The organism is Pseudonocardia oceanicola, assembly GCF_047200735.1.
Classification (GTDB): Bacteria; Actinomycetota; Actinomycetes; order Mycobacteriales; family Pseudonocardiaceae; genus Pseudonocardia.
On the sequence record NZ_JBJZON010000032.1, the window covers coordinates 33,183 to 59,258 of the forward strand.

General features: G+C 72.8%; 21 protein-coding genes. 13 read left to right on the forward strand and 8 right to left on the reverse strand.

The genetic code is table 11. From position 1 onward, the window contains the following. Window positions 1-42: 42 nt before the first annotated feature. From pdxH to ACL02T_RS30605, 5 genes are all read left to right on the forward strand, one after another. Window positions 43-696: a pyridoxamine 5'-phosphate oxidase gene (gene pdxH, locus ACL02T_RS30585; protein ID WP_412834274.1), complete on the forward strand. Its 654-nt coding sequence runs from the start codon at window positions 43-45 to the stop codon at window positions 694-696. Window positions 697-1,107: 411 nt separating this feature from the next. Next, on the forward strand, window positions 1,108-2,397 hold the full coding sequence (locus ACL02T_RS30590) for an MFS transporter (protein ID WP_412834295.1): 1,290 nt from the start codon (window positions 1,108-1,110) through the stop codon (window positions 2,395-2,397). 197 nt (window positions 2,398-2,594) lie between these two features. After that, window positions 2,595-3,902, forward strand: coding sequence for a citrate synthase (locus tag ACL02T_RS30595; protein ID WP_412834275.1), 1,308 nt, complete (start codon window positions 2,595-2,597; stop codon window positions 3,900-3,902). Between the two features lie 120 nt (window positions 3,903-4,022). Then, window positions 4,023-5,411 carry a cryptochrome/photolyase family protein gene (locus ACL02T_RS30600; RefSeq protein WP_412834276.1) on the forward strand — a complete coding sequence of 463 codons (1,389 nt, stop codon included), beginning with the start codon at window positions 4,023-4,025 and terminating at the stop codon, window positions 5,409-5,411. 247 nt (window positions 5,412-5,658) lie between these two features. Continuing rightward, window positions 5,659-6,513 (forward strand): sunset domain-containing protein, encoded by an 855-nt coding sequence (locus ACL02T_RS30605; protein WP_412834277.1) that lies wholly within the window; start codon window positions 5,659-5,661, stop codon window positions 6,511-6,513. 168 nt (window positions 6,514-6,681) lie between these two features. Here the strand turns inward: ACL02T_RS30605 and ACL02T_RS30610 are convergent, their stop codons facing one another. Next, on the reverse strand, window positions 6,682-8,613 hold the full coding sequence (locus ACL02T_RS30610; protein WP_412834278.1) for a sigma-54-dependent Fis family transcriptional regulator: 1,932 nt from the start codon (window positions 8,611-8,613) through the stop codon (window positions 6,682-6,684). A gap of 339 nt (window positions 8,614-8,952) precedes the next feature. On the opposite strand from ACL02T_RS30610, the gene ACL02T_RS30615 reads away from it, so the two are divergent. The 6 genes from ACL02T_RS30615 to ACL02T_RS30640 all read left to right on the forward strand — a co-directional run bounded on the left by ACL02T_RS30615 (window position 8,953) and on the right by ACL02T_RS30640 (window position 16,455). After that, window positions 8,953-10,590, forward strand: a complete 1,638-nt coding sequence (locus tag ACL02T_RS30615; protein ID WP_412834296.1) for a ferritin family protein — start codon at window positions 8,953-8,955, stop codon at window positions 10,588-10,590. A gap of 200 nt (window positions 10,591-10,790) precedes the next feature. Beyond that, window positions 10,791-11,846, forward strand: coding sequence for an FAD-binding oxidoreductase (locus ACL02T_RS30620; RefSeq protein WP_412834279.1), 1,056 nt, complete (start codon window positions 10,791-10,793; stop codon window positions 11,844-11,846). Beyond that, window positions 11,843-13,045: a ferritin family protein gene (locus tag ACL02T_RS30625; protein ID WP_412834280.1), complete on the forward strand. Its 1,203-nt coding sequence runs from the start codon at window positions 11,843-11,845 to the stop codon at window positions 13,043-13,045. Before ACL02T_RS30620 ends, ACL02T_RS30625 begins: the two co-directional genes overlap by 4 nt. Next, window positions 13,042-13,413 (forward strand): propane 2-monooxygenase effector subunit MimD, encoded by a 372-nt coding sequence (mimD, locus tag ACL02T_RS30630; RefSeq protein ID WP_412834281.1) that lies wholly within the window; start codon window positions 13,042-13,044, stop codon window positions 13,411-13,413. The genes ACL02T_RS30625 and mimD overlap by 4 nt, the downstream gene beginning before the upstream one ends. Window positions 13,414-13,536: 123 nt before the next feature. Further along, window positions 13,537-15,222, forward strand: coding sequence for a chaperonin GroEL (groL, locus tag ACL02T_RS30635; RefSeq protein WP_412834282.1), 1,686 nt, complete (start codon window positions 13,537-13,539; stop codon window positions 15,220-15,222). A gap of 117 nt (window positions 15,223-15,339) precedes the next feature. Further along, on the forward strand, window positions 15,340-16,455 hold the full coding sequence (locus tag ACL02T_RS30640; RefSeq protein ID WP_412834283.1) for an amidohydrolase family protein: 1,116 nt from the start codon (window positions 15,340-15,342) through the stop codon (window positions 16,453-16,455). A 62-nt stretch (window positions 16,456-16,517) separates the two neighbouring features. On the opposite strand, the gene ACL02T_RS30645 is transcribed toward ACL02T_RS30640, so the two are convergent. The 6 genes from ACL02T_RS30645 to ACL02T_RS30670 form a co-directional block, all read right to left on the reverse strand. After that, window positions 16,518-17,900: an MFS transporter gene (locus ACL02T_RS30645; RefSeq protein ID WP_412834284.1), complete on the reverse strand. Its 1,383-nt coding sequence runs from the start codon at window positions 17,898-17,900 to the stop codon at window positions 16,518-16,520. A 96-nt stretch (window positions 17,901-17,996) separates the two neighbouring features. Continuing rightward, window positions 17,997-19,076, reverse strand: a complete 1,080-nt coding sequence (locus tag ACL02T_RS30650; RefSeq protein WP_412834285.1) for a gamma-glutamylcyclotransferase family protein — start codon at window positions 19,074-19,076, stop codon at window positions 17,997-17,999. Window positions 19,077-19,166: 90 nt separating this feature from the next. Beyond that, window positions 19,167-20,051: a metal ABC transporter permease gene (locus ACL02T_RS30655; RefSeq protein WP_412834286.1), complete on the reverse strand. Its 885-nt coding sequence runs from the start codon at window positions 20,049-20,051 to the stop codon at window positions 19,167-19,169. After that, window positions 20,048-21,238, reverse strand: a complete 1,191-nt coding sequence (locus ACL02T_RS30660; RefSeq protein WP_412834287.1) for a metal ABC transporter permease — start codon at window positions 21,236-21,238, stop codon at window positions 20,048-20,050. Before ACL02T_RS30660 ends, ACL02T_RS30655 begins: the two co-directional genes overlap by 4 nt. Then, window positions 21,226-21,963 carry a metal ABC transporter ATP-binding protein gene (locus tag ACL02T_RS30665; RefSeq protein WP_412834288.1) on the reverse strand — a complete coding sequence of 246 codons (738 nt, stop codon included), beginning with the start codon at window positions 21,961-21,963 and terminating at the stop codon, window positions 21,226-21,228. The genes ACL02T_RS30660 and ACL02T_RS30665 overlap by 13 nt, the downstream gene beginning before the upstream one ends. 2 nt (window positions 21,964-21,965) lie before the next feature. Beyond that, on the reverse strand, window positions 21,966-22,901 hold the full coding sequence (locus ACL02T_RS30670; protein ID WP_412834289.1) for a metal ABC transporter solute-binding protein, Zn/Mn family: 936 nt from the start codon (window positions 22,899-22,901) through the stop codon (window positions 21,966-21,968). 154 nt (window positions 22,902-23,055) lie between these two features. Between ACL02T_RS30670 and mtnA the strand changes: the two genes are divergently transcribed. Together mtnA and ACL02T_RS30680 are read left to right on the forward strand one after the other, a co-directional pair. After that, complete coding sequence (gene mtnA / locus ACL02T_RS30675; RefSeq protein ID WP_503129108.1) at window positions 23,056-24,006, forward strand: S-methyl-5-thioribose-1-phosphate isomerase; 951 nt, start codon at window positions 23,056-23,058, stop codon at window positions 24,004-24,006. A gap of 67 nt (window positions 24,007-24,073) precedes the next feature. After that, complete coding sequence (locus tag ACL02T_RS30680) at window positions 24,074-25,216, forward strand: MFS transporter (RefSeq protein ID WP_412834291.1); 1,143 nt, start codon at window positions 24,074-24,076, stop codon at window positions 25,214-25,216. A gap of 173 nt (window positions 25,217-25,389) precedes the next feature. Here ACL02T_RS30680 and ACL02T_RS30685 read toward each other — a convergent pair whose 3' ends face one another. Next, window positions 25,390-26,052: an MBL fold metallo-hydrolase gene (locus ACL02T_RS30685; RefSeq protein WP_412834292.1), complete on the reverse strand. Its 663-nt coding sequence runs from the start codon at window positions 26,050-26,052 to the stop codon at window positions 25,390-25,392. Between the last annotated feature and the right edge of the window lie 24 nt (window positions 26,053-26,076).

Consider the following 26,076-nt stretch of genomic DNA (forward strand, 5'->3'; position numbering starts at 1 on the left):
CCGGGGTGCCCACATACCGTCGGGCTCCACGAGGAGGTGCGAATGACCGAACTGACGCTCGCCGCCATGCGGGTCGACTACGGCGCCGGAGGGTTCGACGTCGACCAGCTCGCCCCGACCTGGCACGAGCAGCTGGCCCGCTGGCTGGCCGAGGCCGGCGGGGCCGGGGTCACCGAGCCCAACGCGATGGTGCTCGCCACGGCGGACCCGGACGGCCGCCCGTCGTCGCGCACGGTGCTGTGCAAGGGGCTCGACGAGCGAGGCGTGGTCTTCTACACGAACTTCACCTCCGCCAAGAGCCGCGACCTGCGCCAGTCGCACGAGGCGTCCGCGACCTTCCCCTGGTACGCGCTGCACCGCCAGGTGCACGTCCGCGGCCTGGTGCAGCAGGCCAGCTACGCCGAGGCCGACGCCTACTGGACCACCCGCCCGCGCGGCTCCCAGCTCGGGGCGTGGGCCTCGGCCCAGTCCGCCGTCGTGACCGACCGCGGTGTGCTCGACGACGCGCTGGCCGCCACCGAGCGCCGGTTCGCCGACACCGAGGTCATCCCCCGGCCGCCGCACTGGGGCGGCTGGCGGATCGTGCCGGACGAGGTCGAGTTCTGGCAGGGACGCACCAACCGGATGCACGACCGGCTCCGGTTCGTGGGCGACCGCGACTCGCGGACGTGGAAGGTCGTGCGGCTGGCGCCGTAGCCACCGCGCGGCCGAGCGAGCGGCGCCTTCGCCCACACCTCGTGAACGACGGTGCCGCCCGCCGCCGCAGCGCTGCCCGCTTCGCCCGTCCTGTCCGGTTGCGACCGCCGTCGGACCGCGGCGGTGTCGGACGGTCGTGGTACCTGTGGGAACGTGAGTCGCACCCGTCCGGGACCGGGCCCGGACCAGCCCACGGATCCGCTGCGCGCCGAGCCCCCGCGCCCCGCGCCGGAGCCGCCCACCCGGCCCGCCCACGACCCGCGGGCGGACCCGTTCACCGTCCCCGCCCCCGGCCCGGCCGAGGCGAGCACCGAGCGGCTGGCCGCGGGCCCGGAGGCGCCGACCCGGCCGGTGCGCGGCGAGGCGGCCACCCGCCGGGTGCCGGTGGATCCCGGGGCGACCACGGCGCAGCTGCCGGAGGGCCGGACGCTGCGCGCCCGGCTGGCCGGCCTGGCGCGCAACACCTTCGCCGACACCACCCCGCTGGAGACGCCGTCCTACCGGCGGCTGTGGGTCGCCGGGATCGTCACGACGGTCGGCGCGCAGATGTCCGTCGTCGCCGTGCCCACCCAGATCTACGCGATGACCGGTTCCTCGGCCTACGTGGGCCTGACCGGCGCGTTCGGCCTCGTCCCGCTGGTGATCTTCGGGCTGTGGGGCGGCGCGATCGCCGACGCCGTGGACCGTCGCCGGATGCTGCTGCTGACCGGCACCGGGATCGCGATCACCTCGCTCGCGTTGTGGGTGGTCGCGGCCAGCGGGGTCGGCACCGTCTGGGTCGTGCTCGTGCTGTTCGCGCTGCAGACGTCGATGCTCGCGATGAACCAGCCCGCGCGCTCCGTCGTCATCCCGCGCCTGTTGCCGGCGGCCCAGCTGCCCGCGGCGAACGCCCTGAACATGACGGTCGTGCAGCTCGGCGCGATCGTCGGGCCGCTGCTGGCCGGCGTGCTCATCCCGGTCGTCGGTCTGGGCACGCTCTACCTGCTCGACGCGATCTTCCTGCTGGCCACGATCTGGGCCACGTTCCGGCTGCCCGCGGTGCCGCCGCAGGCGGCCGGGGAGCGGCCGAGGGCGGGCCTGCGGCAGATCGTCGACGGCTTCCGCTACGCCGCCCTGCACAAGATCCTCCTGGTCTCGTTCCTGGTCGACGTCATCGCGATGGGCTTCGGCATGCCGCGCGTGGTCTTCCCGGAGATCAGCCAGACCGTGTTCGGTGACCCGCCCGGTGGCGGCTTCGCGCTGGGCCTGCTGTTCGCGGCCATCCCCATCGGCATGGTCGCGGGCGGGTTGTTCTCCGGCTGGCTGCAGCGGGTGTCCCGGCAGGGCGTCGCGGTCACCGTCGCGATCTGCGTGTGGGGGCTCGGCGTCGCCGCCTTCGGGCTCACCTCCTCGCTGTGGATCGCCGTCGTCGCGCTCGCGGTGGCGGGCGCGGGCGACCTGGTCAGCTCGGTGTACCGCAGCTCGATGCTGCAGTCGGTCGCCACGGACGAGATGCGCGGCCGGATGCAGGGCGTGTTCCTGGTGGTCGTGGCCGGCGGGCCCCGGTTGGCGGACCTCTGGCACGGCTCGGCCGCCGCTGTCGTCGGGCCCGGGACGGCCGCCTGGATCGGCGGGGTCGTGGTCGTGGTCGTGGTCGTCGCGGTGGTGTTCCGGTACCGCGAGTTCTGGGACTATCGCGTTCCCCTCGACGCCCGCCGGTGACCGCGGGTGGACGCCAGGGGATGCCGTTCCGGCCCTGGAGGACGACCATGGGCGCGACAGGGCAGTAAGAAGCGTCCCGTGGAGTGATCCTTACCGCCTCGAGACGTGACGGAGATCCGCCGAACGGTACGGATGCGCGGCGGCGCACTAGCGTGGCGACCAACGCACAAGCAACGAGTGTGAGAGGGAACCTCCACATGGCTGACGAGTCCGCCCGAACAGACACCGCTGTCCTCCAGTACCCGGGCGGCGAGCACGAGATGGCGATCAAGGCGCCGACGGAGGGTGCTTCGGCAGTCGACGTCAGCAAGCTCCTCGCGAAGACGGGGATGACGACCTTCGACCCCGGCTTCACCAGCACGGCCGCCTGCGCCTCCGCGATCACCTACATCGACGGCGACGCGGGCGTCCTCCGGTACCGCGGGTACCCGATCGACCAGCTCGCGGAGCGGTCGACCTTCCTCGAGGTGAGCTACCTGCTCATCTACGGCGAGCTGCCCACCCGGGCCCAGCTCGACCAGTTCACCACGGACATCAGCCGGCACACGCTGCTGCACGAGGACCTCAAGGGCTTCTTCGACGGCTTCCCGCGGGACGCGCACCCGATGCCGGTGTTGTCCTCCGCCGTGTCGGCGCTGTCGACCTTCTACCAGGACAGCCTGGACCCGTTCGACGAGAAGGCCGTCGAGCTGTCCACCGTCCGCCTGATGGCGAAGGTCTTCACCATCGCGGCCTACGCCTACAAGAAGTCCGTCGGCCAGCCGTTCCTCTACCCGGACAACTCGCTGGGTCTGGTCGAGAACTTCCTGCGGATGACCTTCGGCTTCCCGGCCGAGCCCTACGAGGTCGACCCGGTGATGGCCAAGGCCGTCGACACGCTGCTGATCCTGCACGCCGACCACGAGCAGAACTGTTCGACCTCCACGGTCCGACTGGTCGGCTCGTCGCAGGCCAACCTGTTCGCGTCGATCTCCGCCGGCGTGAACGCCCTGTTCGGCCCGCTGCACGGCGGGGCGAACCAGGCGGTCCTGGAGATGCTCACCCGCATCCAGGAGGTCGAGGACGGCAACGTCGACGCCTTCGTCGAGCGCGTCAAGAACAAGGAGAAGGGCGCGAAGCTGATGGGCTTCGGGCACCGGGTCTACAAGAACTACGACCCGCGCGCGAAGATCGTCAAGCAGAACGCCGACGAGGTGCTGAAGGCCCTCGGCGTGACGGACCCGCTGCTCGACATCGCGATGCGGCTCGAGGAGAAGGCCCTCGCCGACGACTACTTCGTCGAGCGCAAGCTCTACCCGAACGTCGACTTCTACACCGGCGTGATCTACCGGGCCATGGGCTTCCCGACGAAGATGTTCACGGTGCTGTTCGCGCTCGGTCGACTCCCCGGCTGGATCGCGCACTGGCGCGAGATGATGGCCGACCCGCAGAACAAGATCGGCCGCCCGCGCCAGCTCTACACCGGTTCCGGCGAGCGGAACTACCTGGAGATGTCCTCCCGCTGACGGATCCGTGCTACCCGAACGGCACTCTCGTGCGGACCTGTCGCACGGGAGCGCCGTTCGTGCATCCGGCGGCAGTGAGTTCGGCGCGCGGGTCAGCACGCGCGCCGCTAGCGTCGGCGCATGCCCGAGCGCTCCGTCGTCTGGTTCCGGCGCGACCTGCGCGTCGGCGACCAGCCCACCTTCCTGGCCGCGGCCGACTCCTCGGACGAGGCGCTCGCGCTGTTCGTGCTCGATCCCGCCCTGATCCGGCCGAGCGGCGGGGCGCGGCTCACCTTCCTCTACGGCTGTCTGCGCCGGCTCGACGCGGCCCTCGGCGGGAGGCTGCTGGTCGTCACGGGCGACCCGGCCGACGTCGTGCCGCGGATCGCCGAGGCCGTCGAGGCCCGTACCGTGCACGTCGCGGCCGACTTCGGGCCCTACGGGCACCGCCGGGACGAGGTGGTCGAGAAGGCGCTGGCCGACGCCGGGCGCGAGCTCGTGCGCACCGGCTCGCCCTACGCCGTCGCCCCCGGCCGCGTCCGCAAGGCCGACGGCGATCCCTTCCGCGTGTTCACCCCGTTCCGCCGGGCCTGGCGCGACCACGGCTGGCGCGGGCCGGCCGACACCTCCGCCTCGACCGTGTCCTGGATGGACCCGGCGGGCACGAGGGCCGGGCCGCGTGCGGCGACGATCCCCGACGACGTCGCGGTCGACGCCACGCTCCCCGAGCCCGGCGAGGAGGCTGCCCTGCGGACCTGGACCGACTTCCTCGACGACGCCGTGGACCACTACGGCGACGACCGCAACCGCCCGGACAAGCCGGCGACGTCGCGGATGTCGGTGTACCTCAAGTACGGATGCGTCCATCCGCGGACGTTGCTCGCCGACCTGGCCCGCAAGCGGTCCGCGAGCGCCGACACCTACCGCACCGAGATCGCGTGGCGGGAGTTCTACGCCGACATCCTCTTCCAGCGGCCGGACTCCGCGCGCCGGAACCACGACCGCGCCTTCGACGCCCTCCCGCTCGCCTCGGGCAGGACGGCCGACGAGCACTTCGAGGCGTGGAAGCAGGGCCGCACCGGCTTCCCGATCGTCGACGCCGGCATGCGCCAGCTGCGTGCCGAGGCGTGGATGCACAACCGGCTGCGGATGGTCGTGGCCTCGTTCCTGGTCAAGGACCTGCACCTGCCCTGGTGGTGGGGCGCGCGGCACTTCATGCAGCTGCTGGTCGACGGTGACCTCGCCTCCAACCAGCACGGATGGCAGTGGACCGCGGGCAGCGGGACGGACGCCTCGCCGTACTTCCGCGTGTTCAACCCGATCACGCAGGGGGAGAGGTTCGACCCGAACGGCGACTACGTGCGCACGTACGTCCCCGAGCTGCGCGGCGTCGCCGGCAAGGCGGTCCACCAGCCGTGGACGCTGCCCGACGGTGTGCCGGAGGGGTACCCCGACCCGATCGTCGACCACAAGGCCGAGCGCCAGGAGGCCCTCGCGCGCTACGAGAAGGTGAAGCAGGCACGGTCCTGAGCAGCACGAGCGGTCGTCGGGGTGGGGTCGCCCGGGTGCCCGGCGGCTGAACCCGGGAGGCTGCTGGACGAAGCCGGCCGTCGCGTGCGGCCAGGCGGTGTCCGCGTCAGGCGGAGGCCGCAGCTCCTACCCGGCGTCTTCGTCAGGCCGACGACGCAGCGCGGGCGCCGCCGGGGCGCTGCGCGGGAGGGCGGGGTCGTCCGGCGGTCTCCTAGGGTGTGACGAGCACCGACGAGGGGAGCCGAGGATGGCCGACCGACGAGACCGCAGCCGGCGCGGACTCCTGCTGCTCGGGGTGGGGGGCGTGGCCGGTGCCGTGGCGGGTGCGGTCGCGTGGGTGTTCTGGCGGCGTTCGGGGGCGGGCCGGCCCGTGCGGGACGAGTGGGCCCGGGCCGTGTCGCAGGTTCCGGACGAGGTGACGGTCGGCGCCGGTCGGGGTGGGGACGGCGCCGTGGCGGTGAACGGGTCGACCGGCCGGACCGGGGCCGTGACGAACGGCCACGCCCCGCCGGGTCTGTCGTGCACCACCCCGGAGCCGCTGGTCGAGGAGCCGGGCCCGGAGAGGGCGGAGCCTGCCGAGAGGGAAGAGCCGCGCGAGGAGGCAGCGCAGGAGCAGGCGGGGCCGACGGAACAGGCCGGGCCGACGGCGCACGCGGGGCCGACGGAGCAGGCGGGGCCGACGGAGCAGGCGGGGCCGACGGAGCAGGCGGGGCCGACGGAGCAGGCGGGGCCGACGGAGCAGGCGGGGCCGACGGAGCACGCGGGGCCGACGGAGCAGGCGGGGCCGACGGAGCAGGCCGGGTCGAACAAGCCCGCGCCACCCGGGGAGGCCGCGCCGCCGCCCGGGGAGCCCGCTGCATCGCCCACGGAGCCGGCCTCGGTCCCCGAGGGGCCGTACGGGCCCGGCTCCGCAGCCCCGCGGCCCGACGGCTCCGCGCCGAGCCCCGACTTCACGATCAAGGGCAACGCGAAGTCGATGCTGTTCCACTCGCCGTCGAGCCCGTACTTCGGCCGGACCAAGCCCGCGGCCTGGTTCCGCACCGCCGAGGACGCCGAGCGCGCCGGCTTCACCGAGTGGAAGCCGAAGCCTCGGGGACGCTGAGTCCGCCTCATGATCCACGTCCCGGAAGCGGAGGCGTCGCAGGGCGAACGGTCCGCTCCATGCGGGAAGAGCTCCCGGTCGCTCCGCGGGATCGCCGCGCCGGACGGCCCGGCCTCCTCCCTCCGCCGCGGGTGCGAGCCGAGCGTGCGGCGGTCCGGGTCCCGACCGTCAGACCTTCGAGCCGTCCGGCATCGAGATGCCGTAGCCGCGGATCTTGCGGTAGATCGTGGCCCGGGACATCCCCAACCGCCGGGCGGCCTCGGCCTTGTTGCCGTCCGTGTCGAGCAGGGCGTCGACGATGGCGTCGCACTCGATCGCCTCGAGCGGGGTGAGCACCCGGCGGGTGATCGCGCGGGTCTCCGGCGGGAGGTCCTCGGGCCGGATCGTCCCGGTGCGCCGCCGCGCGACGACCTTGCGCAGCACCTGGTAGAGCTGGTCGACGTTGCCCGGCCAGCGGTTGCGCATCAGCACCCGCATCGCCTCGGGCGAGCAGTGCAGGTCCGCGCCCCGGGTGAGCCGGGCGAGCAGGTAGGGCACCAGCTCGGCGACGTCCTCGATGTGGTGGCGCAGCGGCGGCACCTCGATGCTGCGCGGGAAGCAGCCGAGCAGCTCGGCGAGCTCCGGGGAGTCGGGCTCCGCCGTCCGCGACCGGGTGGCGACGACCCACTGTCGCTCCGGGTCGGTGGACTCCCGGAAGGGCTCCAGCGCGTCGGCCAGCGCCAGCGCGTGCTGCGGGGAGAGCGAGTCCAGGTGCTGCAGCACGAGCGTCCCGCCGCTCGTGCGCAACTCGTCGGACACCTCGGCGATCCATCGCGGGCCGCAGTGCTCGGCGTCGAGCACCCGCACGTGTCCGGCGGGGGAGTGCATCTGGTGGGTGGCCCGGGCCAGCGTGGTCCGCCCCGACCCCTTCTCGCCCTCCAGGACCAGCCACTCGTTCATCCGGAAGTGCCGGTCGACGGCCTGGGCGCACTTGGTCCACAGTGCCCCGGACCCGACGGCGGCCGGCAGGGCCGTGGTGATCGACGGCGTCGACGGGCGGCCGTGCAGCGGGGCGCGGGAGACCAGCTGGACCTGCAGAATCCCGCCGGAGAGCCCGCCCTCGGCCCAGCTCGGCCGGCACTGCACCCGAGCCGTGGCGCCGCTGGGCAGGTCGACGAGCAGCTGGCGTCGCCTTCCGCTTCGGATCGCGTCCGTGGCCTCGGCCAGCAACGGGGCCTGGTCGGACGGGTCGATGAGCTCGCGCGCCCGGTCGTTCATCATCAGCAGGTCGTCGCTGACGGCGAAGATCGCGCCCCGGCCCCGGCGGCAGGCCGAGAGGTAGTCGTGCAGGAGCGTGAGCTCGCGGCGGCCGGACTGCTCGAGCAGCGTCTCCTCGATGCGCCGGGCGATCGTGGCGGCGGTCGCGGCCATCATCGCGCTGGCCTCGCTGCGCCAGCAGGTCAGGTCGAGCACCCCGAGCAGCTTCCCGCTGACCGGATGGTGGATCGGCACGCCGGCGCACGCCATGTCCTCGAGGTGCTCGACGTAGTGCTCGTGCCCGAACACCTGGGCGGGCGCGCGGCCCTCCAGCGCGGTGCCGATTCCGTTGGTGCCGACGTACTGCTCGGCGTAGCTGAAGCCGGGGGCCAGCCAGATCCGGTCGAGGTGGTGGCGCAGGGCGCTGTCACCGGTGCGCCGGTCGATGACGACGCCCTCGTCGTCACAGAGGATCACGCTGACCGGCTCGGTGGCGAACTGGTCGGCGATGTCGGAGATGACGGGCCGGGCCGCGCGCAGCAGCGGGGTGTCCGGCTCGGCGTCGCTCTCGTACGGCAGCTCGAGGTGGTCGCTCGGCACCGAGAACTGCCGCGAGCGGGTCCACGAGGCCAGGATCGGCGCCCGCACGGCGCTGGGATCCGGCTCCTCGAAGTGGAGGAACGCGTCCCGGGCGAGGGCCACGCACTCGGCGGCCTTGCCGACGGTGGCCGGACCGACGGGCACGGGTCGGCGGCGCCCGGACTCGGCCTCGTCGTCCGGCGCCTTTCCGGGGCCTGCACCGTGCCGGACATCGCCGGGTGCGGCGGCGCCGCGGCGCATGGCGTGTTCGTTCTTCTCGACCAACCGGTTGCCCTTCTCGGAGCAGCTGTGGTCCGCGGTGTCGCGGCAGCCGGTATCGGCCCGGACGGTACCGCCCGGACCCGAGCCACGCTAGAGGTGAGCGGTCCCACCCGGAAGGGCCTGGTCAACTCCATACCGTCTCATATTGAGACCGCAGGTCAGGGGGGTCGGCGGTGTGATTCCTGGCACGAGGCGAGCTGCGGCGGGGTGCACTGCCGACCCGGCCAAGGCGAACCTCGGCACAGGGCCCGACAGCGTCGCGGGCTCCCGCGCCGGCCGGCGGCGTCAGCTCTGTGCGCTCTCACCCCACCACCGTGAGGAGACGACGTGAGTCGGCAGAGCTTGGCGAAGGCTCACCAGAAGATCCAGGAACTCGCCTGGGAGCCGCAGTACCACGAGCCGTACATGAAGTACGGAACCGACTACACCTTCCGGAAGGCCGCGAAGAAGGACCCGCTCAAGCAGGTCCTGCGGTCCTACTTCCCGATGGAGGAGGAGAAGGACCACCGCGTCTACGGGGCGCAGGACGGCGCGATCCGCGGGAACATGTTCCGCCAGGTCCAGGAGCGTTGGCTGGAGTGGCAGAAGCTCTTCCTGTCGATCATCCCGTTGCCCGAGATCTCGGCGGCGCGCTCCATGCCGATGCTGTTCCACGCGGTCCCGAACCCGGAGCTGCACAACGGCCAGGCGATCCAGATGATCGACGAGGTTCGGCACAGCACCATCCAGCAGAACCTCAAGCGCCTGTACATGAACAACTACATCGACCCGGCGGGCTTCAACAACAGCCTGCGGAACTTCCACACGGACTACTGCGGCACCATCGGCCGCCAGTTCGCGGAGGGGTTCATCACCGGTGACGCGATCACCGCGGCCAGCATCTACCTGACGATCGTCGCCGAGACGGCCTTCACGAACACGCTGTTCGTGGCCATGCCGGCCGAGGCGGCGGCCAACGGCGACTACCTGCTGCCGACGGTCTTCCACTCCGTGCAGTCCGACGAGTCGCGGCACATCTCCAACGGCTACGCCACGCTGCTGATGGCGCTGTCGGACGAGGACAACCGCCAGCTGCTCGAGCGCGACCTGCGCTACGCGTGGTGGAACAACCACCGCGTCGTCGACGCCGCCATCGGCACCTTCATCGAGTACGGCACGAAGGACCGTCGCAAGGACCGCGAGTCCTACGCGGAGATGTGGCGCCGCTGGATCTACGACGACTACTACCGGTCCTACCTGCTGCCGCTCGAGAAGTACGGCCTGGTCATCCCGCACGACCTGGTCGAGGAGTCCTGGAACCAGATCTGGAACAAGGGCTACGTCCACGAGGTCGCGCAGTTCTTCGCCACGGGTTGGCTCGCCAACTACTGGCGCATCGACGGCATGACCGACGAGGACTTCGAGTGGTTCGAGTACAAGTACCCGGGATGGTACGACAAGTACGGCAAGTGGTGGGAGAACTACAACCGTCTCGCCATCCCGAACGGCCACAACGCCATCGTGGCCGAGGACGTCGACTACGTGTACCCGCACCGCTGCTGGACCTGCATGGTGCCCTGCCTCGTGCGTGAGGACATGGTCATGCAGGAGGTCGACGGGCAGTGGCGGACGTACTGCCACGAGGTCTGCCGCTGGACGGACGCCGAGGCCTTCCGCCCGGTCTATCAGGGTCGCGAGACCCCGAACATGGGCCGGCTCGTGGGTCACCGCGAGTGGGAGACGCTGTACCACGGCTGGAACTGGGCCGACGTGGTGAAGGACATGGGCATGGTCCGCGACGACGGCAAGACCATGACCGCCCAGCCGCACCTGAACCTCGACCCGAAGAAGATGTGGACGCTCGACCACATGCGGCGCATGCCGCATCTGCAGAGCCCCAACGTCCTTCTGAACGAGATGTCGGACGCCGAGCGCGAGGCGTTCAAGGCGGACTACAACCGCCAGGGCCCGGCCGGCCGGCCGGCTCCCCAGGACGCCTGAGCGCGGGTCAGGCGAGGGGGGAGGACCGGGTCCTCCGGTCCTTCCCCCGCTCGGGTGGACCCGCCCACCGGCGGGTCCACCCGGTGGTACGCCCGCACTCCGCGGGCCGGGGCCTCCCGCGACCATCACCGTCCACAGTGGAGTGATGGTGGGCCCCGCCCGCGGGTGCTGCCCAACCGAGTCGAGAGGTGGTCCTCCCCTTGGGCGAGAAACACGTGGTGCGCTTCGAACCCGTCGGCATCGAGATCGAGGTCGACGAGGGTCAGACGATCCTGCGCGCCGCCGCCGAGAACGGCGTCCAGCTCATGCACGGCTGCAAGGAAGGTCAGTGCGCGGCGTGCAAGTCCTTCGTCCTCGAGGGCGAGGACATCGAGCTCGACAGCTACTCGACGTTCGCGCTGCCGGACTACGAGAAGGAGGAGGGCCAGACCCTCCTCTGCCGGGCGCACGCCTACGAGGACCTGACGATCGAGCTCCTCAACTACGACGAGGAGATCATCCGGAGCGGACTGCCGCTGCGCCGGGGCGTGGTCGAGGTCGTGTCCAACGAGGCGGTCACCCACGACATGCGGCACCTGGTCGTGAAGCTCGTCGAGCCGAGTGAGATCAAGTTCTTCCCCGGCCAGTACATGGACTTCGTCGTCCCCGGTACCGAGGAGACGCGGTCCTTCTCCATGGCGAACACCCCCAACCGCGAGGGGATCTACGAGTTCGTCATCAAGATCTACCCGGGCGGGCTGTTCTCGGAGCACCTGGCGGACAAGATCCAGGTGGGGGACCGGCTCGACGTGGAGGCCCCGTTCGGGACCTTCACGCTCCGGGAGAACCGCACGTCGAACATCATCTTCGTGGGCGGCGGGGCCGGCATGGCCCCCGTGCTCGGACTGCTGCGGTCCATGGCCGAGCGCGGGGTCGAGCGCAAGGCGACCTTCTACTACGGGGCCCGCACCGCCCGCGACCTGTGCTTCGAGGACGAGCTCCGGGAGCTCGCCGAGAAGATCCCCGACTTCCGCTACGTGCCCGCCCTGTCCGAGCCGGCGGAGGGCGAGCCGTGGGAAGGCCACACGGGTCTGATCACCGAGGTGGTCGAGGCCCTCGAACCGACGCTGGAAGGAGCAGATGCCTACGTCTGCGGTCCGCCGCCCATGGTCGACGCGGCGATCGCGACGCTGACCGCACTGGGCGTGCGCGAGCAGAACATCTTCTACGACAAGTTCACCACGACCGGTGAGCAGGAAGGCCAGGACGGGCAGTGACCACCACAGAGAGCAATCCCTCCGCCCCGACCGAACGCAGCGTCCCGAAGCCAGTCTTCACGGACGCCGAAGCAGGCGCCAAGGAGTTCCCCGACTCGAGCCCCGCCGCGCGGCGCTACAACTACTTCGCGCCGGCGAAGCGCAAGCAGACCCACTACGAGGACGTGACGGTCGAGGTCCAGCCGGACCCGCGGCACTACCTGTCCCAGGGCTGGATCTACGGCTTCGCCGACGGCACGAACGGCTACCCGCTGCACTGGACGAAGCTCAAGGCCTGGGGAGTCGACGAGCCGGAGCCGGCGCGCGGCGTCGGGACGGGCTCGATGCACGTCCAGAACTGGCCGGCGCACGGCTGGCACGAGTTCCGCGACCCGAACGAGGAGTGGGAGCAGACCCTCTACCGGTACAACGCCAACGTCGTCCGGCAGCTCACCCAGAACGTCGAGAACGCCCGCAACGCCAAGGCCTTCGACCTCTGGACGCCGAACTGGGTGCGCTTCGTCGAGCGCAACGTCGGGGCGTGGATGCACATCGAGCACGTCCTCGGCCTGTACGTGTTCGCCGCGAACGAGCGCTCCGGCCCGACGAACATGCACAACACGGCGATGGCCGTGAACAGCGCGCACAAGATCCGCTTCGCCCAGGACCTCGCGCTCTACAACCTGACGCTGACCGAGGAGATCGACGGCTTCGACGGCACCGCGCACGTGGAGGCCTGGAACTCCGACGAGGTGTGGCAGGGCGCCCGGAAGGTCTGCGAGGCCCTCACGGCCGTGCAGGACGACTGGGGCGAGGCCATCTTCGCCGCCAACGTCGTGTTCGAGCCGCTGATCGGCGAGCTCTTCCGGTCCAACCTGGTCATGCAGGCCGCGGCCGGCAACGGCGACTTCGTGACCCCGACGGTCATGGGTGCGGGCGAGTTCGACTACTCGCAGCGCGACCTGCGCTGGACGATCGCCTGCTTCGCGCCGCTGGCTCAGGACCGTGAGTTCGCCGACCACAACAAGGGCCTCATGCAGGGCTGGCTGTCGAACTGGGTGCCGCAGGCGCTCGAGGCGGCCCGGACGATGCAGCCGATGTGGTCGCAGGCCGACCACAAGCCTCCGAGGTTCGAGGACGCCCTCGACCGTGCCAAGAACCGGTTCGCCGGCATCTGCCGCGATCTTCATCTCGACACCCCCGAGGAGCTGAAGCAGTGACCACGTTCAAGTCGGCCGAGAGCCCGTTCAAGTCCGACAACACCGCCTCGAACATGTGCGGCTTCACCCTGATGAACAGCCAGGTCGGGGTGCTGATCGCGAACGTCCTGGAGCGGCTGGACAACGTCACGGTCACGCCGCTGCCGTCGATGATCCGCGTCGACGGGAAGGACAAGTTCGAGGTCATCTACGCCGACGTCGACGAGGAGGCGGGCGAGGACGAGGACTGGTTCACCGCCGCCGAGTTCGAGGAGGCGATGTCCACCCACTACGGGCGCATGGTCCACCTCGACGACCGCACGATCATGTTCGCCAACCCCGAGGACGCGGCCGAGTACATCGACTTCGACCTGAAGCCGATCCAGTAGGACCGCCGCTCCTCACCCCCGCAGGTGGCGGCGGCCGCAGCGCCGCCGCCACCCGCGGGTTCGTTGATCCGCACCCGCGCCGCAGACCAACGCAGTTCGAGATAGTCCGGGAGGACCGAAGTCATGGCCAAGGAACTCAAGTTCGGCGTGGAGGCCCGCAGGGCGCTCCAAGCCGGGGTGGACCAGCTCGCCGAGGCCGTCAAGAGCACGCTGGGCCCGAAGGGCCGTAACGTCGTCCTGGAGAAGATCACCGGCACGCCCGAGGTGACCAACGACGGCGTGACCATCGCCCGCGAGATCCACCTGCGCGACCCGTTCGAGAACATGGGCGCGCAGATCCTCAAGGAAGCGGCGATCAAGACCAACGACACCGTCGGGGACGGCACCACCACGGCGACCGTGGTGGCCCAGGCGATCGTCCGCGAGGGCATGAAGGCCATCCAGTCCGGCGGGAACCCGGTGCTGGTCAAGCGGGGCATCGACCTCGCCGTCGGCCGGATCGTCGAGAAGCTCGCCGCGGTGGCGCACCCCGTCGACTCGCTCGAGCACCTGTCCCGCGTGGCCGCCATCTCGGCGAACGACGACGAGACCATCGGCTCCGTCATCGCCCAGACCCTGCACACGGTCGGCGACGACGGCGTGATCTCCGTCGACGACGGCCCGGTCCTCGGGCTGAGCGTGAACTTCGTCGAGGACTTCGAGTTCGACAACGGTTACGTCTCGCCCTACCTGGTCACGGACCCGGGCTCGATGATGGCCGTGCTGGACGACCCGTACATCCTGCTGTCCGCCGAGAAGATCACGGACGTCCGGCAGCTGATGCCGGTGCTCGAGAAGCTCATGCGGGACCCGCGGCCGCTGGTCATCGTGGCCGAGAAGGTCGAGGGCACCGCGCTGCAGATGCTGGTGCACAACCACGTCAACGGGCACCTCAAGGTCACCGCGATCCAGGCGCCCGGGTTCGGCGAGAAGCGTATCCACCTGCTGGAGGACCTGGCCGCGCTGACCGGCGCGAAGGTGCACTCCAAGGCGTCGAGCTTCGCGCTGGAGCAGATGACGACCGAGCACCTCGGACGCACCACGCAGGTCCGGGCGACCAACGAGCAGAGCGTGTTCATCGGCGGGCACGGCGCGAAGGAGGCCGTCGAGCGGCGCCTGTCGCAGCTGCGGGCCGAGATGGCGCGCGCGACGATCGGCACGGACGAGGACTGGCTCAACGACCGTATCGCCCGGCTCTCAGGCAAGGCCGCGATCATCTCCGTGGGCGCGCCGACGAACGCCGAGCTCAAGGAGATCCGGCACCGCGTCGACGACTCGCTGCAGGCGACCCGGGCCGCCATGGCCGAGGGCATCGTCGCGGGCGGCGGGGCGGCGCTGCTGCACGCCGAGTCCGCGCTCGACGGGCTGGAGGTGGACGGCGACTACCGCATCGGCGTCGAGATCGTCCGGGCCGCGTTGTCCGAGCCCGTGCACCTGATCGCGTCCAACGCCGGCTACGACGGCGCCGACGTGGTCAAGCAGGTCACGGACCTGGGCGTGGACGAGGGCTTCGACGCCCTGCAGGGCCGCTTCGGGGACATGGTGGAGATGGGCATCATCGACCCGCTGCGGGTGGTGCGCTCCGCTCTGCAGAACGGCGCCTCCGTGGCCGGGCTGATCCTCACCACCAACTCGCTGGTGGCCGAGGAGGTCACGCCCTGGAACAAGAGCCTGATGACCGAGTTCGGTCCGCTCGACGAGGGCATCCCGCAGCCCAGCCCGGACTCGTCGACGCCGCAGTCCATGGGCCTGGGCCCGTCGGTGGGCTGACCGTGATGGAACCATAATGCGCGAAAGTCACCGGCCGGAGCGCATTGTGGTTCCATCATGCGAAATGTCCGGGTCCGAAATCGCATTATGGCTCCATAACGCGACGGGAGAGGCGCGGTGTACGAGGTCGGCGGGGAGCGCTACGTCGTCGTCGACGCCCACGTGCACGCGTGGGACGGGAGTCCGCACAACCAGGCGGGCCCGGCGGGCGAGCAGTTCGTCGCCGACCTGTACCACCGGCACCGTGTCCTCGACCGCTCGCCGCGGCCGATCCCGTTCGACGAGTTCGCCGCGGTCGGCGAGCGCTCCCTGGCCGCCGACCTGCTGGGCCGGGGACACGTGGACCGGGCGGTGCTGCAGCCGCTCGGGCTGGGCTCGCTGTTCGTCCTCGGTTTCGCGCCGTCGGCATGGTCCGCGGAGCTCGCGGAGGGGCTCGCCGGCCGGTTCGCCGTGACCGGCGAGCTCGACCCCGCCGACGACGGCGGCCGTCGCGGCATCGCCGTCCGGGTACGGCGGGAGGACCTGCGCGGCCTGTCCCTGACGTCCGGGACCCGCCCCGAGGCCCGCCTGGAGCTCGGCGACCCGGCCCTGCGCCGGGCGCTCGGGCGGGCCGAACAGGCGGGGGCCGGCGTGGTGCACCTGGGGGTCGGTGCCGCCGCGCACCCGGCCGCCGGGGCCCCCGGCTGGTGCCACGGCGGCGTCCCGGACCGGCCGACGGGGTCCGGGCGGATCCGCGCCCGCTGGCCGAGCTGGGCCGAACCGGTGCGCTCCGGCTCGGCCCTGCCCGTCCGGGAGCGCGACGCGCGGCCGGCGCCCGCCGGGCGCATCGACCCCGGCGGGGTCCGCCCCCTCGTCTCGGCACTGCCACGGCTGCGGTTCGTGCTGGGCGCGGGCTGCCTGCCGACGCCGGTCCTGGTCCGGCTCGCCCAGTTGCCCGGGGTGCACGTGCTGCTCACCGAGGTCCTCACGGGGTTGCGGACGCATCCGCGGGAGGCGGGGGAGGCCCTCGACGCCCTGCTGGCCGCGTTCGGCCCGGAGCGGCTGCTGTTCGGCAGCGGCTACCCGCTCGTGCGGCCGGAGCGGCTCGTCGAGGAGACGGCAGCGGCGCTGCTCGCCCGGGGGCTCGAGCCCCCCGCGATCCAGGCCGTGCTGGGCGCCAACGCGGCCCGGCTCTACCGGCTGCCGGTGCCCGAGGCGCTCGTCGCACACGACACGGCCGCTCGCGCACGCTGAGGAGCACGGAGACGGCCCGGCCCCGAGCGGGGACCGGGCCGTCTCCTGCGTGAGCCCGTGTGTCAGGCCCGGGAACCCCCGGCCATCGCCGGGGTGCGGTCGGGCACGAACCTGTCCGTGCCCGGGATGCGGGTCGGGTGCGACAGCGACACCCGTGCGGTCTCCGGCATGACCAGGATCGGCACGATGGCGATCACCGCGGCCCCCATCAGGTAGAACGCGGGGACCAGGTCGTTGCCGGTCGCCGTGATGAGGGCGGACACGGCCAGCGGAGCGGTGCCGCCGAACGCCGCCGTGGACGTCGAGTACCCGATCGAGAAGCCGCCGTAGCGGTTGCGGGTCGGGAACATGGCGGGCAGCGCCGAGCCGATGGTGCCGAGCATGAGCAGCAGCAGACCGCCGACGATCACCAGGCCGACGATGACCGGGAAGACGGCCTTCATCCCCAGCATCAGGAACGCCGGGGCGCCGAGCACCAGGAAGCCGATCGCCGCCGTGAGCAGCAACGGCTTGCGGCCGACCCGGTCGGAGAGGGCGCCGACCGGCGCGATCAGGGCCATCATCACGATCATCACCCCGATCAGCACCAGGAGCGACTCGGTGTCGCTGATCTCCAGCACCTGGGTGAGGTACGTGGGCATGTAGGTGAGCAGGATGTAGTCGGCGACGTTGAGCAGCACGACGAACCCGATGAGCTGCAGGATCTGCGGCCAGACGTTCGCCAGGACCTCGCGGAAGGGGCTCGTCGACGTCTGGCCCTCGGTCTCGGCGTGCTGGAAGGCCGGGGTGTCCTCGAGCTTGCTGCGCAGGTAGAACCCGATCAGGCCGAGCGGACCCGCGACCAGGAAGGGGATCCGCCAGCCCCAGCTCTGCAGGGTCTGCTCGTCGAACCCGAGCTGGACCGCGGTGGCGAGGACGGCGCCGAGGATGGTGCCGCCGAGGGTCCCGAACTCGAGGAACGAGCCCCAGAAACCGCGCCGCCGGTCGGGCGCGTACTCGGCGATGAACGTCGCCGCGCCGCCGTACTCGCCCCCGGTCGAGAAGCCCTGCACCAGCCGGAAGACCAGCAGCAGGATCGGTGCCCAGATGCCGATCGTGGCGTAGCCGGGGATGAGCCCGACGCAGAAGGTCGACCCGGACATGAGCAGGATCGTCACGGCGAGCACCTGACGCCGTCCGTACCGGTCACCGAGGGGACCCAGGACGATCCCGCCGAGCGGCCGGAGCACGAACGGGATCGCGATGCCGGCGAAGACCAGCAGCGTCCCCGCCGCCGAGCTGACGTCGGGGAAGAAGACGTCCCTGATCACGACGGCGAGGTAGCCGTAGACCCCGTAGTCGTACCACTCGATGGCGTTCCCCATCGCGGCCCCGGACACGGCCCGGCGGACCGTCCGGGTGTCCGCCTCCTCGATCTGCGGCGTCGCGCTTCCGGCTTCGCTCATCACGCCTCCTGGACCGGTTGTGTGGAGCAACGGTAAGGCGGTTGCTCCGCGGTCGCAGAGCGAGAGCCGGCCCCCGGCGGGCGCCGGGCGACACGGTCAGGCGGGAGTGCGGCCGTCGCGGACCGTGGCCCAGCGCGCGACGGGACGGAACCCGGACGTCGGCTCCGTCCAGACGTACGTCCAACACGACCGTCCGTCGGGTGCGGTGACGCGGACCCGCGTGTAGGCGGGTCCCTCGAACCGGTCGAGCCGGGGGAGGAGGGCGGCCGGATCCCGCAGCGGGACGACGTGGCCGGGCACCCCGGGCCCGTCGTCGCGCAGCATCGCGGGGTAGCCGAACCCGGTGTCGAGCAGCGTCCCGGGGAGGGTGACCGGTTCGGGCGGGCCCGCGGCGGAGCCCTCCAGCAGGTGCCAGGAGCGCTCGCCGGGCTGCAGGGTGCCGTAGACGAAGAGCCAGGTGGGCCAGGCGTCCGGGTGCGGCACGCCGGTGAGGGTGGTGGCCTCGAGACCGTCGCCCGGGGCGCGCTCACCCCGCAGCGCCCGGGCCGCGGTCTGCGGGAGATCGGTGCAGCGGACCGGCACACCGTCGACGAGCAGCGGGCGGCGGATGCCCGCCAGCCCGACGTACGCCAGGACGCCGTCGAACAGGGTCCCGTCCTCGGCGCGCACCTCGCCGGTGTGCAGCCGCGCGAGGCGATAGCGGCCGGACGCCCGGCCCTCGCAGCGGTCGAGCACCGCGATCTGGTCGCACGTCGCCAGCCACACCGAGTGCTCCTCGGCCAGGCCCGGGGCGGCGGCCAGCACGGCGGGGCGCTGGTCGTCGACCACCCGCAGGCCGTGTGCCCACACCGCGGCCAGCCCCGTCGTCCGGGCCCGGAGCACGACGACGGGGCCGGCCAACCCGAGCCCCCGGCGCAGCCAGCCGATCTTCGCGGGGTTGCGGTTGGAGCCGTAGGTGAGCAGCGGGACGCGGGCGGCCAGCGGCGGGGCGTCCCGCGCGGTGAGCCAGGCGTCGAGGTCGGTGCCGTGGTCGAGGTCGCCCACGCGCCAGGAGGAGCGGGACGAGGCGGCGGGGGTCAGCGCGAACCCGCCGCCCTCGACGTGGACGAACGACCGGTCGGGCACGACCCCGGGGTACGGCGCGGCGGGGTACGCGGCGTCGGGGAAGTCGGGCATCCCCCGCAGTATGTATCCACGACGCTCGTCAGGGCCGATTCCGGTCGCGTGAGGAATCCATGGCGCGTCCGGCCGGTGCTCCCGACCGGGTCATGGCGCCACGGCGCGCGGCCGGCGGGCGCGGCGGAGCCGGGCGAGCGGGCCGCGGGGCGCGAGGACCAGCGCGACGAGGAAGCAGCCCGTGCACACCAGCCCCATCGCCCCGGCGATCGAGGCGTCGAAGGTGAGCGCGAGGACGTGCCCGGCGATCGCCCCCACCCAGCCCACGCCGACGGCCACGGCGATCATCGCGGCCAGGGTGCGCGTGACGAGGAACGCCGTGGCGGCCGGGACGATCAGCAGCGTCACCACCAGGATCGCGCCCACCGCCTCGAAGGCCGAGACCGCGGTGACGGCCACCGCGACCAGCAGCAGCCGGGAGAGCAGCCGCGGCCGCAGCCCGGTGACCCGGCTGAAGTGCGGATCGAAGGTCGTGGCCCGCAGCTCCTTCCACAGCAGCGTGACCAGGACGATGTTGAGCAGCACGACCCCGCCGAGCACCACCCCGGAGCGGGCGAGGTCGACCCCGCCGAGGGTCACGACGTCGAACGGGGTGAAGGCGATCTCCCCGTAGATCGTGGAGTCCAGGTCGAGGTGGATGTCCGAGGCGTAGCGGGTGATCCCGAGGACGCCGAGCGAGAACAGCGCGGGGAACACCAGCGCGATCGCCGCGTCCGAGGCCACGAGCCCGGTCGCCCGGACGGTGTCGATCCCGAGCACGCAGAGCACCGCGAAGGCAGCCGCACCGGCGACCACCGGCACCGGCGCCCGGGTCTCGGCGATGAGCCACACGGCCACGATCCCGGGGAGGACGGCGTGGCTGACGGCATCGGCCAGCAGGGCCATCCGGCGCAGCACCAGGAACGGCCCCAACAGCCCGCAGGCGGTCGCGGTCAGGCCCGCGACCAGCACGATCGTCAGGTCGTCGGCGGTCACCGGCCGCCCCCGGCGGGGAGCCCGGCCCGCTCGCGCAGCTCGGCGAGCGCCTCGGGGTCGAGGGTGCCGACCAGGTTGAGCGGGTCGGGCTCGCGGGCGTCCCGCAGCCTGATCCGTGGGCCGTGGTCGAGCCACGCTTCCCACAGCGCCAGGTGCTCGACGACCGCGGCCCGCTCGGTCCGTCCGGCGGGGGTGAGTGCGCCGTCCGGGGTGAGCAGGCCCGCCGACACCAGCCGCCGACGGGTGCGCGGGTCGGCGGTGGCGGGGTCCCGCAGGGCGGTCGCCCGGCGGGCGGCACGCCGGCGGCGGCCGAGCCGCAGCCGCCGGGACAGCACCCCGCGCCGCGGGGCCAGGACCACCGCGAGCAGCGCGGCGGCCACACCCACCAGCACGACGACCGGCCCGGTCGGCAACCCGCCCCGGGTGGCGAGCAACGCCCCCGTGACGCCGACGACCGCGCCGGTGGCCCCCGCCAGGACCAGGACGTGCGGGAAGCGGTCGGCCAGCTGGCGGGCGGTGACCGTGGGCACCGCGAGCATCGCGACCATGAGGATCGCGCCGACCAGCCGCACCCCGATCACCACGGCCGCGACGAGGAAGGCGGTCACCGCGATCTCCATCGCGCGCGTCGGCAGCCCGATCGCGGCGGCGTAGGCGCGGTCGAACAGGGTGGCCGCGAGCGCGCGGCGCAGCAGCACCACGGCGGCGACCCCGACGGCCCCGACCGCCGCCATCACGGCGACGTCGCGCTCGAGCAGGCCCGCGGCCTGCCCGAACAGGAAGCTCTCCAGACCGGCCTGCTGGGCGTTCCCGCCCGAGGTGATGTGCGTCAGCAGCACGACGCCCAGCGAGAAGAACCCGGACAGCACCACGCCGATCGCCGTGTCCGGCCGCAGCCGGGACCGCTCCACGGCGACCATCAGCAGTGCCGCGACCAGCCCTGCGACGGCCGCGCCCGCGAGCAGCCCGGCGACCTCCTTCGTGCCGAGCACGAGGAAGGCCACACAGACCCCGGGCAGCGTGGAGTGCGCGATCGCGTCGCCGACCAGGGAACGGCCACGCAGCACCGCGAACGAGCCCAGCACCCCGCTCGTCACGCCGAGGACCAGCGCCCCGGCCGTGACGACGGTGTCGGTGTAGGGCAGGCCCAGCAGCGCGCCCCAGGACGCGAGCCCTAGCCCGTCCACACCGGCGTCCCCTCGGGGAGCCCGGCACCGTAGGCCCGGTGGACGGAGTCCTGGGTGAGCACCTCGGCCGTCGGCCCGCAGCCCAGCGCCCGGACGTTGAGCAGCAGGACCCAGTCGAACGCGTTGCGGACCTGGGCGAGGTCGTGGTGCACGACGATCGCGGAGCCGCCCTCGTCGGACAGCGTGCCGAGCAGTTCGAGCAGGTCGGCCTGGGTCCGGGCGTCGACGCCGGCGAACGGCTCGTCCATCACCAGCACGTCGGCCCGCTGCGCGAGCGCCCGGGCGAGGAAGACGCGCTGCCGCTGGCCACCGGACAGCTGGCCGATCTGCCGCCGCGCGAGCGGCGCCATGCCCACCCGGTCGAGGCACTCCTCGGCGATCCGCCGGTCGGCGCGGCCGATCCGGCGGAACCAGCCGGCCGCCCGGTACCGGCCCATCGCCACGACCTCGGCCACCGTGATGGGGAAGTCCCAGTCCACGGACCCGGCCTGGGGCACGTACGCGAGGTTCTCCAGCGCGTCCCGGCCCTGCACACCGGCGATCCGGACCGTGCCGGAGTCGGCCGGGACCAGCCCGAGCGCGGCCTTGAGCAGCGTGGACTTGCCCGCGCCGTTGGGCCCGACGATCGCCGACAGGGCCCCGCGCGGGAAGGTCGCGTCGACCTGCCAGAGGACCGGGGCGGCCCGGTAGGACACGGTGAGCGCGGAGATCTCCAGAGCGTGCATCCTCACCCTTCCCGGCCCGGCGCCCCGAGGGCGCTCGCGATCAGCTCGGCGTTCGTGCGCACCATGCCCGTGTACGTGCCCTCCGGCGTTCCGGGTGCGCCGGCGGAGTCGGTGTACAGCTCCCCGCCGATCGACGCCCGGAACCCCCGCTCGGCCGTCGCGGCGAGCAGCGCGTCGACGGTCTGCCGGGGAACCGAGGTCTCGATGAACACCGCGGGGACCCGGCGCGAGGCCAGCAGCTCGGCGACCCGCTCCACGTCGGCCGTCGTGGCCTCGGCGGCGGTGGAGATGCCCTGGATGGCCGCGACCTCGATCCCGTAACGCCGGCCGAAGTAGGCGAACGCGTCGTGCGAGGTCACCAGCAGCCGCTGCGCGGGCGGGACGGCGGCGATCCGCTCGCGGACCTCGGCGTCGAGCGCGGTCAGCTCGACGAGGTAGGAGTCGAGGTTGGCCCGGTAGACGCCGGCGTGCTGCGGGTCGAGCGCGGAGAGCCGGTCGGCGATCGTGCGGACGCAGTCCTCCCACAGCGTGACGTCGAACCAGACGTGGGGGTCCGGTTCGGGCGAGCCGGGGTGGGTCAGCAACGCCGCGGGCGGGATCCCGTCCGTGACGGCGGCGGTGGGCTGCCGGACGGCGAGATCCGCGAGCAGGTCACCCATCTTCCCCTCCAGCCCCAGCCCGCCGTAGAGGATCAGGTCGGCGTCGCGCAGCAGGCGGACGTCGCGGGCGCTGGACTTGAACAGGTGCGGATCGACGCCGGGCCCCATCAGGCCGGTGACCTGCACCCGGTCCCCGCCGATCCGGCGCACCGAATCGGTGATCATGGTGGTGGTCGTGGTGACCCGGACCTGGCGCTCGGCGACCGGCGCGCGGTCCGCGGTCACCGTTCGCGCGGCGCAGCCGGTGCAGAGCAGGGCCACGCACAGGGCGAGCAGCATCGCCGTCCACCTGTGCCGACCCGTCATGTAGACCTGCCTACTCCAGCCACGAAGAGCACTCTAACGGTGGCGACGAGCATAAGGTGCGGTCGCCGTCCGTGGTGTCTCGTTCTGAGAAGGTTCCTGCGTGTCCTCCACCATCCCCCGGCGGGACCTGCCGCCGACGATCACCTGGGAACGCGACCGGATCGTGCTGGTCGACCAGACCCGGCTGCCGCAGGTGCACCGGGTGGAGATCCGGGACGTCGACGCGCTGGTCGACGCCATCCGCCGGCTCGTCGTCCGCGGGGCGCCCGCGCTCGGCGTCGCCGGGGCGTACGGGGTCGCGCTCGCCGCCCGAGGCGGCGGCGACCTGGCCGTGCACGCCGAACGTCTCGCCTCCGCCCGCCCCACCGCCGTCAACCTGCGGCGCGGAGTCGAGCAGGCCCTCGCCGCGGCGGACCCGCTGGCGGCCGCGCACGCCTTCCGGGACGCCGACGTCGCCGCCTGCCGGGCGATCGGTGCGCGGGGCGCCGCCCTGCTCGGGGAGCTGTGCGGGGAGCGCCCGCTGCGCCTGCACACGCACTGCAACGCCGGTGCGCTGGCCTGCGTGGAGTGGGGGACCGCGCTGGGGGTCGTCCGGTCGCTGCACGCCCGGGGCCGGGTCGAGCTGGTGGTCGCCGACGAGACGCGGCCGCTGCTGCAGGGCTCGCGCATCACCGCCGTCGAGCTGCAGGCGCTCGGCGTGCCGCACCGGGTCGTCGTCGACGGCGCGGCGGCGTCGGTGATCGCCCGCGGGCTGGTCGACGCCGTGGTGGTCGGGGCGGACCGGATCGCCGCGAACGGCGACGTCGCGAACAAGATCGGGACCTACCCGCTGGCCCTCGCGGCCGCACGGGCGAGGATCCCGTTCGTCGTCGCCGCCCCGGAGACGACGGTCGACACCGACACCCCCGACGGCGGCGCGATCGACATCGAGGAGCGGGACGCCGCCGAGGTCGTGGCCGGGGCCGACGCGTGGAACCCGGCCTTCGACGTCACGCCCGCGGACCTGGTCACCGCGATCGTCACCGACACCCGCACCTGGCGGCCCGGTGGGGAGCGACCCGGTGGTGAGCGGCCCTGAGGAGAGCGGCCCGGAGGAGAGCGGCCCGGCGGGGAGCGGTCCGGAGAACGGCCCTGAGGAGGGATCGGTGAGGAGTACCGCCTTCCGGCTGATGCTCGCCGTGACCGTCCTCGGTTTCGGCGGGCACGCGCTGCTGCTCCCGGTGCTGCCGTTGTGGGTCAGCCGCGGCGGCACGGGCGAGTTCGGCGCCGGGACGACGACCGGGGTGCTGATGGCCGCGACCGTCGTCACCCAGCTCGCCGTGCCCGCGCTGCTCCGGCGCGTCGGCTACCGGGCCGTGCTGGGCGCGGGCCTCGTGCTGCTCGGGGCGCCGGCACCGTTCCTGCTGCTCACGGCCGAGCTCGGGCCGGTGCTGCTGATCTCCGCGGTCCGCGGGATCGGGTTCGGGCTCCTCACGGTGGCGGGCAGCGCGCTGGTGGCGGAGCTGGTGCCGCCCGCCGAGCACGGCCGCGCCTCGGCCCGGTACGGGTACGCGATCGGGATCCCGCAGCTGTTCCTGCTCCCGCTGGGCGTCGCGACCGTCGACCTGCTCGGGTTCCCGGGCGTGTTCGTGGCGGCCGGGCTCGCGCCGCTGCTCGGGGCGGCGCTGACGCCGTTCCTGCGCGCCACGCGGCCGCTGCCCGCCCCACCGCGCGCCCAGGACCCGGCGCAGCTGGGGGCCGCGGTGGCGCGCGGGTGGCGCGGGGGCACCGGCCCGATGGTGGCGATGCTCGCCTGTTCACTGGCCCAAGGCGGGCTGGTGACCTTCCTCCCGCTGGCCGCGCCGACGGCGACCGCGGTGGCGCCGCTCGCGTTGTTCGCGGTCGCGCTCGGCGGCATCCTCGGCCGCGGCGTCGCGGGCGGGCTCGTCGACCGGCGCGGATCCGGGCGCCTGCTCCTGCCGGGCACGCTGCTGGCCGGGGTGGGGATGGCGGTCGAGGTGCTGGCGGTGGGCGGTGTGAGCTGGCTGCTCGTCGTCGGCGGGTTCGCCGTCGGCACCGGGTTCGGGCTCGTCCAGAACGACTCGCTGGTCTCGCTCTTCGCGGCCGCCGGCCCGGCCCGCTACGGCGCCGCCAGCGCGGCGTGGAACATCGGGTTCGACGCGGGTACCGGCGCCGGGTCGAGCGGGCTCGGCGCGATCGCCGAGCCCTTCGGCTTCCGCGCCGCCTTCGGCGCCGCCGCCCTGCTGCTGCTCGCGGTCCTGCCCCTCACCCGCCGTCGGCCCTCCTGAACGACGACAGCCCCCGGACCTCGAGGTCCGGGGGCGGTGCGCGCGTGACCCGGGCCGCCGCGTCCCGGGCGCCGTGGCTCAGGGCTGCCGTGGCTCCGGGCTGCCGTGGCTCCGGGCTGCCGTGGCTCAGGGCTGCCGTGGCTCGCGGGGCTGCCGCGGACCGGGCGCGTGGCTCAGTGGCCGCGGGCGATCCACTCCTCCAGGTGCGGTGCCTCACCGCCGATGGTGGTGGAGTCGCCGTGCCCGGTCCGGACGGTCGTGTCGCCGGGCAGGGGCAGGAGCGTGCCGCGGATCGAGTCGATGATGGTGTCGAAGCTCGAGTAGGAACGCCCGGTGGCCCCGGGGCCGCCGTTGAACAGGGTGTCGCCGGTGAACACCGTCTTCAGCTCGGGTGCGTAGAGGCAGGTCGAGCCGGGGGAGTGCCCCGGGGTGACCAGCGCCCGCAGCTCGATCCCGCCGGCGGTGATGATCTGCCCGTCCCCGATCTCCTGGTCCGGGGCCCGGTGGGGGTGGGTCATCTCCCACAGCGGCGCCTCGGCCGGGTTGAGCAGGATCGGCGCGTTGAACGTGTCCGCCAGCCGCGGGGCCTGGTTGACGTGGTCGTCGTGGGCGTGCGTGCACACGACCGCGACCACCCGGCGCCCGGCGATGATGCCGCCGATCGCCTCCGGGTCGTGCGCGGCGTCGATCACCACGACCTCGTTCTCGTCGCCGACCACCCAGACGTTGTTGTCGACCTCCCAGGTGCCCCCGTCCAGGGAGAACGTGCCGTGGGTGACGACGTGGTCGACGGGCCCCTTGTGCAGCCCCTCCGGTGTGCTTCCGTGGGTGCTCATCAGAGGACCACCACCGACCGCAGC